Source organism: Rhizobium sp. Root1203 (assembly GCF_001424945.1).
In the GTDB taxonomy this organism is placed as follows: domain Bacteria; phylum Pseudomonadota; class Alphaproteobacteria; order Rhizobiales; family Rhizobiaceae; genus Rhizobium.
Genome location: NZ_LMCW01000014.1, coordinates 34,417 through 48,155, shown reverse-complemented (window position 1 = coordinate 48,155; position 13,739 = coordinate 34,417). Strand labels below are relative to the sequence as shown.

At 59.5% G+C, this 13,739-nt stretch carries 12 protein-coding genes; 9 read left to right on the top strand and 3 right to left on the bottom strand.

Annotation, left to right across the window (positions count from 1 at the left end):
* Nucleotides 1-11 precede the first annotated feature (11 nt).
* Nucleotides 12-467, top strand: coding sequence for a D-erythrulose-4-phosphate isomerase (derI, locus tag ASC97_RS17005; RefSeq protein WP_057469535.1), 456 nt, complete (start codon nucleotides 12-14; stop codon nucleotides 465-467).
* 115 nt (nucleotides 468-582) lie between these two features.
* On the opposite strand, the gene ASC97_RS17000 is transcribed toward derI, so the two are convergent.
* Both ASC97_RS17000 and ASC97_RS16995 read right to left on the bottom strand, forming a co-directional pair.
* A complete protein-coding gene (locus ASC97_RS17000) occupies nucleotides 583-1,065 on the bottom strand; it encodes a hypothetical protein (protein WP_057469534.1) in 483 nt (160 codons plus the stop codon).
* A complete protein-coding gene (locus ASC97_RS16995; protein ID WP_057469533.1) occupies nucleotides 1,058-1,888 on the bottom strand; it encodes a response regulator transcription factor in 831 nt (276 codons plus the stop codon). The genes ASC97_RS17000 and ASC97_RS16995 overlap by 8 nt, the downstream gene beginning before the upstream one ends.
* Before the next feature lie 833 nt (nucleotides 1,889-2,721).
* Here ASC97_RS16995 and ASC97_RS35935 point away from each other — a divergent pair.
* The 5 genes from ASC97_RS35935 (at nucleotide 2,722) to ASC97_RS16970 (ending at nucleotide 10,841) form a co-directional block, all read left to right on the top strand.
* Nucleotides 2,722-4,428 carry a hypothetical protein gene (locus tag ASC97_RS35935; RefSeq protein WP_057469532.1) on the top strand — a complete coding sequence of 569 codons (1,707 nt, stop codon included), beginning with the start codon at nucleotides 2,722-2,724 and terminating at the stop codon, nucleotides 4,426-4,428.
* Between the two features lie 147 nt (nucleotides 4,429-4,575).
* Entirely contained in the window at nucleotides 4,576-6,567 is a 1,992-nt protein-coding gene (locus ASC97_RS16985) for a hypothetical protein (protein ID WP_244481506.1), read from the top strand.
* Between the two features lie 50 nt (nucleotides 6,568-6,617).
* The gene (locus ASC97_RS16980) at nucleotides 6,618-8,786 is read left to right on the top strand and encodes a type I secretion system permease/ATPase (protein ID WP_057469531.1); all 2,169 of its coding nucleotides are present in this window, start codon (nucleotides 6,618-6,620) and stop codon (nucleotides 8,784-8,786) included.
* A 12-nt stretch (nucleotides 8,787-8,798) separates the two neighbouring features.
* Entirely contained in the window at nucleotides 8,799-10,139 is a 1,341-nt protein-coding gene (locus ASC97_RS16975; RefSeq protein ID WP_057469530.1) for an HlyD family type I secretion periplasmic adaptor subunit, read from the top strand.
* 159 nt (nucleotides 10,140-10,298) lie between these two features.
* The gene (locus ASC97_RS16970) at nucleotides 10,299-10,841 is read left to right on the top strand and encodes a hypothetical protein (RefSeq protein WP_057469529.1); all 543 of its coding nucleotides are present in this window, start codon (nucleotides 10,299-10,301) and stop codon (nucleotides 10,839-10,841) included.
* A gap of 211 nt (nucleotides 10,842-11,052) precedes the next feature.
* On the opposite strand, the gene ASC97_RS33075 is transcribed toward ASC97_RS16970, so the two are convergent.
* Complete coding sequence (locus ASC97_RS33075) at nucleotides 11,053-11,199, bottom strand: DUF1127 domain-containing protein (protein WP_080725425.1); 147 nt, start codon at nucleotides 11,197-11,199, stop codon at nucleotides 11,053-11,055.
* 356 nt (nucleotides 11,200-11,555) lie between these two features.
* On the opposite strand from ASC97_RS33075, the gene ASC97_RS16965 reads away from it, so the two are divergent.
* From ASC97_RS16965 to ASC97_RS16955, 3 genes are all read left to right on the top strand, one after another.
* A complete protein-coding gene (locus ASC97_RS16965; protein ID WP_057469528.1) occupies nucleotides 11,556-11,819 on the top strand; it encodes a hypothetical protein in 264 nt (87 codons plus the stop codon).
* Between the two features lie 244 nt (nucleotides 11,820-12,063).
* Nucleotides 12,064-12,630 carry a TetR/AcrR family transcriptional regulator gene (locus ASC97_RS16960; protein ID WP_057469527.1) on the top strand — a complete coding sequence of 189 codons (567 nt, stop codon included), beginning with the start codon at nucleotides 12,064-12,066 and terminating at the stop codon, nucleotides 12,628-12,630.
* A gap of 74 nt (nucleotides 12,631-12,704) precedes the next feature.
* On the top strand, nucleotides 12,705-13,673 hold the full coding sequence (locus tag ASC97_RS16955) for a quinone oxidoreductase family protein (RefSeq protein ID WP_057469526.1): 969 nt from the start codon (nucleotides 12,705-12,707) through the stop codon (nucleotides 13,671-13,673).
* Nucleotides 13,674-13,739: the final 66 nt, after the last annotated feature.

Sequence of the window (13,739 nt, the reverse complement as noted above, 5' to 3'; positions counted from 1 at the left end):
GGAGAAAGACAATGAAGCTTGCTATTGCAGGAGACAGCGCCGGCGAAGGCCTCGCCAAGGTTCTGGCCGACCATCTGAAGGACCGTTTCGACGTGCACGAAGTTTCGCGCACGGGTACCGGCGCCGATCCCTTCTATGCAAACCTTTCGGACCGAGTTGCGTCGGGCGTCATCGACGGAACCTATGACAAGGCGATCCTTGTCTGCGGCACCGGCATCGGCGTCTGCATCTCGGCCAACAAGGTGCCGGGTATTCGCGCAGCGCTGACGCATGACACCTATTCCGCTGAACGTGCGGCACTTTCAAACAACGCACAGATCATCACGATGGGCGCACGCGTCATCGGGACGGAACTCGCGAAATCCATCGCCGATGCGTTTCTCGCCCAGACGTTCGACGAGAATGGCCGTTCGGCCGGCAACGTCAAGGCCATGGACGAGCTCGACGCCAAATACAACGCCAGGTGACAATAATGCGAAACGGCCGGTTCACGCCGGCCGTTTGATGGCTTTACAATTGTCGGAGCACGGGCTCGAAAGCGAACCTCGAGCCAACACAGAGCCCCACCTGGCGGTCGAAATTCTATTTTGGAAAATTGTATCGCTCGGTCAGATCCCACAAATCTCGATTGAGCTTGATCAAGGATTGGATGCTCTCCTTGATCCGCACGATCTCCTGATCGTCGAGTTCCTCGATCTTTCCGTACTTTATTTCATCCCGGCTTTCGAAGATCCGCATCGACTGCGTCAGACCGCGGCCGCTGTCGGGGTCAAACGAATAAATGCAGTGGTTGTACTTGTTTCTGAGTTTGCCTTCCTCGGAGAGGCGCTTTGTTGCCTCCAGGACCTCGCTTCTGCACGCTGCAGGCGTCCGCTGCATCTTCGCCAGCCGCTCCACCAAATCGATCCGTGCGCGCGAGGTGTTCAGTGTCAGGAAGATGACGATTGCCGTTTCCTTGTCGGACTGGCAGAGCCCGGCGATCACGTGAATCAAAAGGCTCTCAGTGTTAGTCCAAGTGTAGTTCAATTGCCCTAGCAGCAACAGAACATCCTGAAACTTACGCATCGTCACCTGGCACCGAACTGCTGCCGGAACGAACAGAACCGTCCGGCAAAGCCTCACCGCCGTATGTTTCCAGATGCTCGAAATAGATCGCGACCGCTTCCGTCCTGTTGTGGACGCCGAGCTTGGTAATGATGTTGTGGATGTGAATCTTGACAGTATGTTCGGACAATCCGAAAGCGGCCGCGATGATCTTGTTCTGGTTGCCCAATGCAATTCGGCCCAAGATCTCGTTTTCACGCTTTGTCAGCTGATGCATTGTTTTTCCTCGGATTTCCTGCGCAAAATGCAGTTTCGTCTCCGCGGGCGAATCCGGCGAACGAGGGCTGCTCGCCTCCCACAACACGCCGTCTTGATTGCTGTAGGTGACAGACGGGAAATATGTTCCGCCCTTCAAGATGATCCGAAGGACCGAAAGCAGAACATCGAGGCTCACGTTCAGCGGAAGGACGCCGCGAACCAGCCGGGTGTCGACGAAATTCAGCCTGCTGGCGCTCTCACGCTGATCGCCCTCGGTAACGATGACAACCGCGACGGAGGGGTGTCGCTTCAGGATTTCGCCAGCACAGCTATTGAGACCGTGTGCGAGTTCGAGATCGACCAGCAAGAGACGCAGGGGTACTTCGAAGTCGCCGAGCGCAGCTTTCAATTCGGAAACATTTTTTACGCACAGCGACGGAAACTCTCTCTCGATCGCCGCAGCGATAGCGTCGGAGACGACATCGGGCGGCCCCACGTACAAGAGTGTGCGCAAATAGCGAATGGCCTCCAACGGCGGCACCAGATCCACGCTGAAGTTGTGCAAGGTCGGCGCATCATGCGTCATTGTAGTAGCCTCCCCAGGCATTTTTTTGCGGAGCGCGGTGCGCTTCCCCCTCCGCCTCTTGCTGGAAAATCTAGACCAAACAGACCCGATTGGGAATAGCTCGAAGGAGCTATGCTCCCCTGCCGGTGGCTCGCTGGCATCGCGCAGAATATCGCGCACAGCGTGTGCTAAACCGTTTTTTTACGATAAATCAATGGGCAGGCTCGCATGAAACTACCTACCAAGGCGGTAGCTCTGAACATCCGCTACCTCTTGTGGCGGGCTATTAGCACTTAAGGCCTAGGCGAAAGGATCAATGGCTCCACATCCGGGGGCGTCGTGCGTCGAGCAAGCGACATTGAAGATGAATTTGGACACGCCTTCGGGCGGCAGACAGCCACCTTCGCGCGATTTGCATCACAATACTGATCGAGGAACGATGCTTATCGCCGGTCTCCGGGAGCTATCCGTTTCAAAACGACACAGGCTTGACCGGTTCTGGCGCAGGAGACCTTGAAAACAGCGGCTCAGCGGCTCCCCGGTCGGGGTACTAGCTCCATCTAGCAGCTTACCTTCCCCGTATATTAGCAGCACATTCAACGTTGCGGCTGGGTCTGGAGGGTCGCCTGCGAGGCATGGGCTGGCTTCGTGCGTCGAAACTCCATGCTGAAATGCCGCGTCGCCAACGACGGGAGGGCTTGCCAACTGAACACGCAATCCAATCACGGGGATGCGGTCACCCCATAAACTCCGCCTTCATCCAATCGTTCAAGTTCAACATCTGCACGGCCAAGACCATAAATAAGATGAATTGTGGCCAAGCTGTTGCGGATCCAGAGCCAGAGGACACGACAATGGCTGACAAGCACAGACATAATTATGATCCGTCATCCCATGACGACGATCAGCAGCAACAGCAGCAGCAACGTGAGCAACAACAGCAACAGGAACAGCAGGAACAGGGCCAGAACCAGTACCAGGGAAGTGAATCGGAAAACTTCAACGGCAATGGTAATGGCAACGGCAACCTGAACCTCAACGGGAACGGCAGCCTGAACCTGAATGGCAACGGCAACCTCAATGGCAATTTCAATGCCAGCGAGAATTATAACGAAAACACCAACAATACGAATACGACCGTCGACGTAACCGTGGACGTCGGCCTGGAAGGCTACTTGCCGAGCGACGACGACTTCGCTGACATCGACGTCCAGGGCGGCAGCTCGATCGACGGCCTGTTCAACACGAAGTTCGACGACATTCTGAACGGCGCGCTGACCGGTGAGGGCAATGACGTCGGCAATGTGATCAATCAGATTGCCAACCTGCAGGACAATGACCATCTCGATAATGCCCAGGTCACCAACAACGGGACCTTCCAGCTCAACAACAATGCCAACGGTGGGTTGGCGTTTGCATCCGACGGGATCAGCGGCGGTGGCGACGGCGGCAAGGGCGGCAGCGATGCCGATGCCAACGGCGGCGATGGCGGCAACGGCGGCGGTGCAACCGCAGGCGCCGGAGTCGGCGGTGCCGGGGCCGGCGGTCTGGCTGCGAGCCTGGCTTTCGGGGGCATCGGCGAAGGCGGCGATGCCGATGGCGGTGATGGCAGCAGCGGAAATGCCACGAGCGGCAACGCCCAGGGCGGCTACGGCCACGGCGGACGTGGCGGCAGCGGTGCCGAAGGCATCGGCGTCGGCTTGGGCCTTGGCCTCGGCCTCGGCGCAGGGCTGGCACTTGCCGGTGACGGCAGCAACGGCGGCAACAATACCGCCGGCAATGGCGACCAGGGCGGGGACAGCGGTGACGCCAATGGCGGTAACGCCGACAACGCCGGAGACGGTGGTGCCGGTACCGGTGGTGCCGCCACGACTGGTGTCGGGGCAGTTCTTGGATTGATCAACCCGGTGTTTGCCGACAGTGATGGCGGCAACGGCACTGCCGGGGACGGCGGTGACTCCAACGGCGGCGCCGGTGGTGGCGCCGGCGCAGGCGGCGCCGGTGGTTCGGGCGGCAATGCTACGGACGCCGGTGACGGTGGCCGCGGTGGCGACGCGCTTGGCGCCGGCACCGGTTTTGGTGGCGGTGCTGGAAACGGCGCTGGAACCGGCGGCGACGGTGGCGACGGTGCAGCCGGAGCCGGTGGGGCAGCTACCACGGGCGACGCCACGACCGGCGACGGTTACGGCGGGGATGCCTGGGCAGGCGGCGGTGAAGGCGGAACTGCCCTCAGCGGCGCATGGGCCGATGGAATCGGCGGCGACGGCTACGGCGGCTGGGCGTTCGGCGGAAACGGCGGCGACGGCGCAGACGGCGGCATAGCCACCAACGGCTACGGCGGTGCCGGCGACGGCGGGTCGTGGGGTTCGGGCAATGGTGACGATGGTATTGTCACCGGCACGAGTTCAGCATCGGCAGATGCCGTCATCGATACCAGCGCCTTCAACCAGGATATCGTGATGGGCGCTAACCTGCAGCAGAACGCAATCGACATGACCATCGTCGGCGGCGATCTGACCAGCACCGTCATCGGCGACGATGCCAGTGATGGCAGCAGCTAGGGCCGAATACACCTAGATGAAATGTGAAGTAGGCAAGGCAGGCTGCGCGCGGTTTCTACGCGCAGCCTGCACAAGGTACGACCGACCTGATCCTGACGGCAAGGTTCAGAGATGGCCGATGCTGACAGAGGAGTTCCTGCCGTGATCATGTTGGACAAGATTACCGAAGAGATCGCCCACTTCATCGGCGTCTTTCATGTAAGCGTCGAGGACGCGCGCTATAGAGAGGCCTATCAGGAATTCACTCTCAACCTGGTACAAACCGAACCGGATGTACACCCGGTGGTGGATTCAGACTTCGCTGCGCCCTTCGAATTGCTCGATTACGAACCGGGAATAGACTACCGTTCTCCCGGTCATGATCCGTGGCATGTACGTCCCTGGCCACCCCTGTTCCAGGGTTTGCCACGTCTTCATGGAGCTGACGACCTGCACGTGGGACGTGACCATCATTGGCCACAGCATTGGTCCTATCATGCCGCCGCCAAGACGATGAAATTTGACGCGCCGGAGATGCAGCCCCCAGGCTCAGTGGCCAATTATCTCAACCAGGCGATCGTGCTATCGGACGATGACTATTTCAGCGTCGGCGGCCACAATCTCAAATTTTCCCCCGATCCTATCGACAACTCGGCGCTGTTTTCCGGCGCAGAATACGCAGCGTCGCTGTCGCCCCTCGGTGATCTGGAGAGACCCGGTTCGAGCGCGGAAACCATTGAGGTCATCAAAACGGCGATTACCCACCTTGACGCCGCCGCTTCGGGTCCTGTCGAGGCGGCACAGATCTTTTTGCACGGTACGGAAGCCATCGACGGCATCTACGTCAATGGCGAACTCGTCGCCGAAGCGCCTCTCCTCAAAGACCACTACACGTTCGACGAGAAAACCGACGACAGCGAACCCGATCCGCAATCAAACACCTTCATATCGGAGGATGGGGCAGTCACCATCAAAGTCTCGGTCGAACTGCAAGCCGGCGGCGACACGCTGGTCAACGACGCCGTCATGAAGAACTTCTGGAGCGGGGGCGCGGTGACCGCAGTCCTCGGCGATCACATCGAACTGAATGCGATTATCCAAATCAACGCAATCTGGGACACCGACGCGATCACCTCTGCCGTCAATCACTGGACGACAGGTGACGCCAACGAGCTTTACAACATCGCAACGTTCGAACGTCTGGATAACTCCGGTGTATCGGCCGGCGGGTCGTCGCACTCGAGCGATTATCCGGCATATTGGTCAATCACTGAGATCAAAGGCGATCTGATGATCGTGAACTGGCTCGAACAGCTTGTCTTCATGAGCGACAACGATGTCGGTGTTCTCTCATCGTCGGGCGTGACGACGAGCATCGTCAGCGGCGACAATCTTGGCATGAACCATGCGTCCGTCGTCGAGCTCGGCTTTGGCTACGACCTGATCATCATTGGCGGGTCTGTCTACGACGCCAACATCATTCAGCAGTTGAACATTCTGTTCGACAACGATGTGGTGGGCGCCGTGTCCGGTTTTCAGACCACCGGAGCGGGCGCGATCTCATCGTCGGGAAATCTGCTTTGGAACCAGGCACACATCTACACCATCGGCGGCTCGGACCGGTTCGATTCCTTGCCGCAAGATTACCTGGATGCCGCCAACGGACTCTCGAGCGGCGGCAAGACTATTCCAGGCGGAGTGCTTTCGGATCACGCGTTTGCGGGCCTCGATGGGCTGAGGGTCCTCTACATAAGCGGCGACCTGATCAACCTTCAGTACATCAAGCAGACAAACATTCTGGGTGACAGCGATCAGATCGCGCTTGCGATGGATGCGGTTTCTCCTCACCCAGGTGCGGAATGGTCAATCTCGACGGGTTCGAACGCGCTTCTGAACAATGCAGTCATCGTCGACCTCGATTCGTTCGGCAAGACCTATGTCGGCGGCGAGCAGTATTCTCAAGAAACGCTCTTTCAAGCCGAATTGATATCGCACCAGCCTGACTTCGGAGCCTCCAATCCCGATGCGCTCGTCAACGAGGCCATCCTTTTCCTCGACGACTCGATGCTGGCTCCGGATGCAACCCAGACCGGGGCCAATATCCCGGCAGACTACGATGCCCACCCGGATGACGGGCTCAACACCATGCTTGGACATTAGAGGGACATATGTATGAAATCCGCAAAACCCCTGCAGTCCCGACTGGATTGATGGGCGCCAAACCAGACAACACCAATCTGCGTCAGGCTGCTCCCCGCGGCATGGACGATAGCTATCAGGAATTCGACCGTGCCGTGGAGGAATGCAAAACCGTCGCGTCCGGCGCTGCGCTGCCTCGACAGGGCATGCTTGAACAAGCGCCGGCAGCGGTGGCCGTAGGGGCGCCACGCCCCCCCTACGTGGTTAGCGATAGCCAGGCCGCATCGCCGGACGCACGACGTCCTTTCAGCGAGCCCGTTGCAGAGGCGCCAGTTGCCGAAGGCCCGGTCGAGGGCCGGCCAAGACCGACGGTGCGTGAGGCCCCCGCCTCGAAGGCCGTCGATGGATTGAAAGTTATCGATGGCGACTGCGGCCCGATAGCCGCCACGCACGGCACAGTCGACAAGCCGTCCACCGGGGGTGGCGGGTCAGGAGGCAGCGGCACGTTCCATAAGCGGCTGGCGCCGGTCGATTTCAATGCCAGCCTCCAGGCAGGCATCACCGCGGTGCGGCGGAACCTGATGATCGTCTTGCTGTTCACACTGGCAAGCAACGTGCTTGTGCTGGCAATTCCGATCTATTTGTTCCAAATTTCCGACCGCATCCTGACAAGCCGCTCGATCGACACTCTGATCATGCTGACCCTGGTGATCGTCGGCGCAATCATCCTGCAATCCATGTTCGACGCATTGCGACGCTTCGTGCTGATGCGCACGGCGGTGGAAGTTGCCGCGCAGCTTGGCGCCCCCATCCTGAGCGCCGCAGCGCGTGCGTCGCTGCAAGGAAACGGCAAGGAATATCAGACCCTCGGGGACCTCCAGCAGGTCCGAGGCTTCCTTGTGTCGAGGACGCTGCTGTCTTTCCTGGATGCACCGATCGCGCCCGTTTTCCTCGTAGCGGTCTTTCTCATTCACCCGGATCTCGGGTTTATCGTGGTGGTGACCGCAATCCTGCTGCTGATCCTCACCCAGATAAACCAGCGAATGACGGCAGGCCCTTTTGCCGAAGCGAACACGGCACAGGTAAAGGCGAACCTTCACCTCGATTCCATGACCCGCAACTCTCAGATCATCAATGCGCTGGCGATGATACCGGAGGCCGTGCAGATCTGGGGGAAGGACACCGCGGCCTCCCTGAAGGCACAGATCATTGCCCAGGACCGGAACATTGCCATCGCTGCTGTCTCAAGGGGAACACGGCTTCTCACGCAGGTGACGATGCTCGGTTGGGGTGCCTATCTCTCCGTTGAGGGCGAATTGACCGGCGGCATGGTGATCGCCTCCTCTATCATTGCAGGACGTGCCCTTGCCCCGATCGAAGGCGCAATTGAAGGCTGGAACCAGTTCAGCCAGTCGCGCGCCGCCTATGGCCGGATAGCAGCGCTGCTGCGCGCCTCGCCTTTCAATTTCGAGCGCCTCAATCTGCCGAAGCCCGAAGGCCGTCTGGACGTCGAACGACTGCTCTACGTGCCGCAGGGAACCAAGCGTGTCGTCCTCAATGGGCTTTCGTTTGGCTTGCAGGCCGGCGATTCTCTTGCCGTCATCGGCAATTCCGGCGCCGGAAAGACCACATTGGGCAAAATGCTTGTGGGATCGATCCTGCCGACATCGGGAAATGTCAGGCTCGACCTCATGGATCTGCGCAACTGGGACCAGCGCCAATTCGGTGAGAACATCGGCTACCTGCCGCAGGACGTGCAACTGTTCCCGGGCACCATCAAAGCCAACATTGCCCGCATGCGAATGGACGCCGACGATGCGCAGATTTACCGCGCAGCCATGCTGGCCGATGTTCACGAGATGATCGCGAGCCTGCCGCATGGCTACGAAACCGTGGTCGCTGCAGACGGATCGCCCCTCTCCGGCGGTCAGAAACAGCGTGTCGCACTCGCCCGCGCCTTTTTCGGAGATCCGCACCTGGTGGTCCTGGACGAACCCAATTCGAACCTCGACACGGCGGGCGAAGCGGCCCTCGTTCGCGCGCTGCAGCAGGCGAAAGAGCAGAAGATAACAATGATCACCATCACCCAGAGGCCCGCGCTTCTCAACAATGTCGACAAGATACTCCTGCTGGTGAACGGGACCGTGGCGCTCTTCGGTATGCGCATGGACGTCCTGCAGGCGATGGGGGCTCGCGGGATCAGCATAGAGGGTGGCTCGTTTGGCCATCAGTTGCAGTAGGAGGCGAGCATCATGTCCGACATCGCCAAGGTACACGACATAGAATGGTATTCCGACGTACCGCGATCCATCTGGAAGCAGACGACCGTCGGGCTGATCCTCCTGGGGGTGGCATTCGGCGGTTTCGGCACATGGGCGTCGACGGCTCCTCTCGCCGCAGCCGTGATCGCCCAGGGTCGGTTCGTCGCCACGGGCCAGAACAAGATCGTTCAGCACCTCGAGGGCGGCATCATCAAGCAAATTCTCGTCAATGAGGGCGATCAGGTGAAGGAAGCGCAGCCGCTTGTCCTGCTCGACGAGACGGCGGCAAAGTCAAAAAAGCGGGAGCTGTTTCTGCGCCGTATGAGACTGGACGGCACCGCGGCTCGATTGACCGCCCAAGCCGATCGCCAAGACAATCTTGTCATCACCGACCTGCTGAACAACTATCGCGACGATCCCGATGTCTGGTCGATCCTCGTCAGCCAGCAACTCAATTTCAAGGCTGGGCAGCTCAAGCTTTCCAGCGAGCTTTCCCTTCTCGAGCAAAACGTAAAGGCCCTGCGCTTTCGCGAGGAAGGCTACCGGCGGCAACGTGATGCGACCGTGCTGCAAGTGGATCTGCTCAAGGCCGAGTATCAGGACAAGCAGTTGCTGCTCACAAAGGGTCTGGTGCGCGGCAACGATGTGAAGGCGATACAGCGCGCGATCGCCGAGGCCGAGGGACAAGTAGGAAGGCTCGAGGCAGAGATTGCAGAAACGCAAGCGCAAGCGGTAAAAGAGCAGCAGGAGATACTCAGAACCGAAGGCGTCTACCGGGAAGAAGCCCTCGACCGCCTGCAAGCGATTCAAGGTGAACGCGATGTGGTTCGCGAGCAGCTGCGCGAGGCCGAAAACGTTCTTCAGCGCGCAACGATCAATTCGCCCGTTTCAGGGACCGTCGTGCGCACGCACTACCATACGACGGGCGGCGTCATCGAAAGTGGCAAGGCCATTCTCGAAATCCTTCCCGCAGGTGTGCCCCTGCTCATCGAGGCGCAGATACGGCGCAACGACATCGACAGCGTCAAGGTGGGCCAGGTTGCCACCATACGCCTGATCGCACTGAACCAGCGAACAACACCCGTCCTGCATGGCGATGTGATCTATCTGTCGGCCGATGCTCTGCAAGACAGCAAGCCCGGCATGGCAGATCATGATGTCTATGTCGCGCGCATCAACGTTTCGCCCGAAGAAATCGCAAGGGTCCACGGATTCACGCCAACTCCGGGCATGCCAGTCGAGGTGATGATCCAGACGGCAGAGAGGACGTTCTTCAGCTATATTGCCAAGCCGGTAACGGACAGCATGTCGCGAGCGTTCTCGGAACAGTAAGGCATCAGGCCAGGCAGTGCCTGGATCGCTGCAGCTCTCTTTGGCTCCACCGCGAGGGCTTGCCATCGCGGGCAGTTCCAAGATCGTCGATGACGGACGAAGAATTGACGAAGTGTCTGGCTAGGCTACTCTCCGGGCTAGAACATTAGGTCAGTTCATATGAGACGATCTCTTTCGGCAGCAATCGCCGCGGTCTTTTTCGCCAACCCTTGCATTGCCGCGCAGGCAGCATCCCCATACGACATTTTCCATCGACACTGCCTGTCCCCCGGACCTTATTTCGAGCGGACGGTGGTCCTTGCGAAGGATCGAAGCTGGACACCCCTTGCAAACGATATGGCTGTCAGCCTGACGCCTGTTGAAAACCCGGTTGCCCTGGAGGGCTGGATTGTCGGAGACGGGGAAAGCGGGGACTCATTCGAAGCGGTCGTCGTCTCTAAGTCGACCATAGGCGGAAAGGCAGTCGAAGGCTGCACCGTAGCCTTCACCGACGTCGACGCGGAAGCCTTCGAGTCGTCGCTCAAAAATCTTGCCGCCGCGCGGCCTGCAGGAGAAACGCGCGGTCAGGACAGCATTCACAAAGCCTACACAGCAAGTGTCGGAGGAAGAGATCTGGCGATCACCCTTACTCTTCCGCTCTATCCGAAGGGCACGGACCAGGTGGTCGTCAGCGTGGTCGCGGAACAGCAGCTGGAAAACTGACCGACGAATTTGCATCGGTGAGGGTTGCCGTGCGTGTACAAGCCTAAATTCTAGGCAAAACACGCGTGATCGGCGATGCGCCATGTACCACGCGGGAAACTCTATCGCGGTTCAAAACCGATTGGCGCTACGGCACGAAACAGGGCAACAAAAAACGCCCGCCGGAATTCAGCGGACGTTTTCTTGAGAAGTAGAATGGGCTCAGCTTGCGTTAGCGAGCAATGGCTGCGCGTGCCACGCTGTGGATATCCGAGCGGTCTATGCCCAGGTCCTGCAGTTCGCGTGAGGTCATGCGGCCAAGTTCGGAGACCGTCTGACGGTACTTGCGCCAATTGTTGAAGGAGCGTGCTACGTTCATGATAATCCCCTTTCCTGGGCTTTCGAAGCAGAGCTGCCAGTCCTTGGCGCTTTGTTTGCTTCGATGACCTTCATATAGCTTCGCACCGCGTCGACTAACAGGGACAAGACTTCACGCCACCCATGCATGCAGCGCATGACAGCGAGCGTTCCCTGGGGCAATTGTCGGAAAGCGCTCTCACAAACGCCCTGGGCAGTCCGGCATTTGCGCCGTTTGCCAACCGCCCGCGGGTTTCACCGACATGTCAAACTTGATAGCGAGTTCGCAAGAAAGAGAGTACTGCTTCCTCATCGGTTGCGAATGTTGGCTGCGACCGCTTGGAAGTTACGCGCTTCTGCCCAAACGGAGGAGCGACCATGAGTGATCTGCTACGCGCTATTTCCTTTAGTGACGATATCGACGTCGTCTTCGAGGCACTGTCCGAATGGTGCCGCCTGACAAAGACCAATCCGAACAGCGTGGAAGGTTGCTCGATAGCGTCCAGATTGTTCGACCTTTTTCAGGCTGGTTGTGAATCCAGGGAGGGCCTCTTGGCGGCGATAGCGCGCGGAGAACCCGCCAAGCCGTTCCGCGTGACAGCAAGCGCCGGACCGAGCGCGCCAACAGCCAACGCCTCGTAGACCGACCGCTGCAGCGTTTGCCATTTCAATCACGGAACCGTCAGTTCGCTCCATGCGACACCTGACGATGTGCAAAGGGACTTTCGGGGTGCCTAGCGCCTTTCCGGTGACGAAATCAGCTCGCGCACAACACGCGGCAAGCCTGCCTAATAAACCGATCGGCCGCAGTGCTTTTCGCAGCGACCGCCAGACCATCTGCAAAACATTCTTGACTACTTATTCCAGAAAGCCTATTTCTCCCTCCATGGCGAGATCAAAGGAATTCGACAGGGAGCAGGCGCTGGACGCTGCCATCGATGTGTTTCGAGACCACGGGTTCGAGGGCACGTCGACCGATATGCTTGTGAAATCGATGCGTATCGGGCGGCAGAGCCTTTACGATACGTTCGGAGACAAGTGGCAGCTTTATCGATCGGCGGTCGAGCGCTATGCAACGGCCGAGACCCATGCCCATATTGAAATCCTTCGTCGTGAGGGGCAAGCGGTGGATGGCATTCGACAGATGATCGATCGGGTCGTCGAAGAAGCGAGGCGGACCTGCCTCGGCGTCGGTTCGATCTGCGAATTCGGCCAAACACGCGCGGAGCTTGTTGCCGTGCATCAGGTTGCCGACCGCCGCCTCAAGGAGGCCATGCGCCGGCGCATCGCCGAGGCGCAGGCCGCCGGCGATGTGGTTGCGGGCTTGTCGCCGGTTGAGGTTGCCGACTTTCTCGTTGCAAATTTCGCCGGAATTCGCATCGCGGCGCGCGGCGGAGCTGATCGCGCGCACCTTCAATCGCTGGCCAGGCTCGCCCTGCGCGCCATCACATAAGCGGAACGCAAAAAAGACCGCAGGCAAGACCATTTGACCAATTTTGGAATGTTTAGTCAAGAAAGGACGAAACAATGAGAGCTGTTGTAATGAATGGAGTGGGCGGGCAAGACGTGATGGAAGCCGTCGACCGGCCGCAACCTGCGGCCGGACCAGACGGAGTCGTCGTCGAAGTCGCAGCTTCCGGTGTGAACTTCATGGACATCGGCGTACGGCAGGGAATGTTCTGGACCGAAATGCCCTTTCCGAGAATCCTCGGCGTCGAGGGCGCCGGCCGCATCATCGACATCGGAGTGGAAAATGATCGCTTCAAGCCGGGCGATCGCGTCGCCTGGGTCTACGTCCCCGGCAGCTACGCCGAACGTATCGCCGCCCCCATTGACGCGCTTGTCGCGGTTCCCGACGAGATCGATGACCGGACGGCCGCCGCCGTCATGATGCAAGGTCTCACCGCCAGCCACTTCGCCACCGACTTCTATCCCGTCCAGCCCGGCGACACCGCGCTGGTCCACGCGGCGGCAGGCGGGCTTGGCCTGCTTCTGACGCAGATCATCAAACACAGGGGCGGCCGCGTCATTGGCCGCGTCTCCTCCCCGGAGAAATCCGAGCTTGCCCGACAGGCCGGCGCCGATCATGTGATCGTCGATGCGGAAGGTGACTTTGCCGACGAGGTCGTGCGCCTGACCGGCGGAAAGGGCGTTGATGTCGTTTATGACGGCTCCGGGCCAAAGACCTTCCAAGGGTCACTCGCCTCCCTCCGCCGTTCCGGGACCTTCTGCTGGTACGGCCCGGTGCTCGGCGGCCCAGGACCGCTCGACATCATGAGCCTGCCGAAGAGCATCAAACTCGGCTATGCGACCTTCTTCGATCACATCCACACACCCGAGTTGCTTCGCGCGCGAAGCCGGCAGCTCTTCGACTGGATCGCCGACGGGACGCTGACAGTGAATATCGGCGGCATCTATCCGCTCGCCGAAGCCGCAAAGGCGCATGCCGACATGGAAAGCCGCGCCACTACGGGCAAACTCCTGCTGATCCCCTGAAATGCAAGTTGAAGCGGGTTGGACCGCCGGAAGAGATCGTCGCCCCCGCCTCCAATCTCACCAGTC

Bases quoted from the DNA above. Each gene is read 5' to 3' on its own strand.
- ASC97_RS35935 (WP_057469532.1), top strand. From the start codon at position 2,722: ATGGCTGACAAGCACAGACATAATTATGATCCGTCATCCCATGACGAC.
- ASC97_RS16965 (WP_057469528.1), top strand. From the start codon at position 11,556: ATGAGTGATCTGCTACGCGCTATTTCCTTTAGTGACGATATCGACGTC.
- ASC97_RS17000 (WP_057469534.1), bottom strand. From the start codon at position 1,065: ATGCGTAAGTTTCAGGATGTTCTGTTGCTGCTAGGGCAATTGAACTAC.
- ASC97_RS16960 (WP_057469527.1), top strand. From the start codon at position 12,064: ATGGCGAGATCAAAGGAATTCGACAGGGAGCAGGCGCTGGACGCTGCC.
- ASC97_RS16995 (WP_057469533.1), bottom strand. From the start codon at position 1,888: ATGACGCATGATGCGCCGACCTTGCACAACTTCAGCGTGGATCTGGTG.
- ASC97_RS16970 (WP_057469529.1), top strand. From the start codon at position 10,299: ATGAGACGATCTCTTTCGGCAGCAATCGCCGCGGTCTTTTTCGCCAAC.
- ASC97_RS33075 (WP_080725425.1), bottom strand. From the start codon at position 11,199: ATGAACGTAGCACGCTCCTTCAACAATTGGCGCAAGTACCGTCAGACG.
- ASC97_RS16980 (WP_057469531.1), top strand. From the start codon at position 6,618: ATGGGCGCCAAACCAGACAACACCAATCTGCGTCAGGCTGCTCCCCGC.
- derI (WP_057469535.1), top strand. From the start codon at position 12: ATGAAGCTTGCTATTGCAGGAGACAGCGCCGGCGAAGGCCTCGCCAAG.
- ASC97_RS16955 (WP_057469526.1), top strand. From the start codon at position 12,705: ATGAGAGCTGTTGTAATGAATGGAGTGGGCGGGCAAGACGTGATGGAA.
- ASC97_RS16975 (WP_057469530.1), top strand. From the start codon at position 8,799: ATGTCCGACATCGCCAAGGTACACGACATAGAATGGTATTCCGACGTA.
- ASC97_RS16985 (WP_244481506.1), top strand. From the start codon at position 4,576: ATGTTGGACAAGATTACCGAAGAGATCGCCCACTTCATCGGCGTCTTT.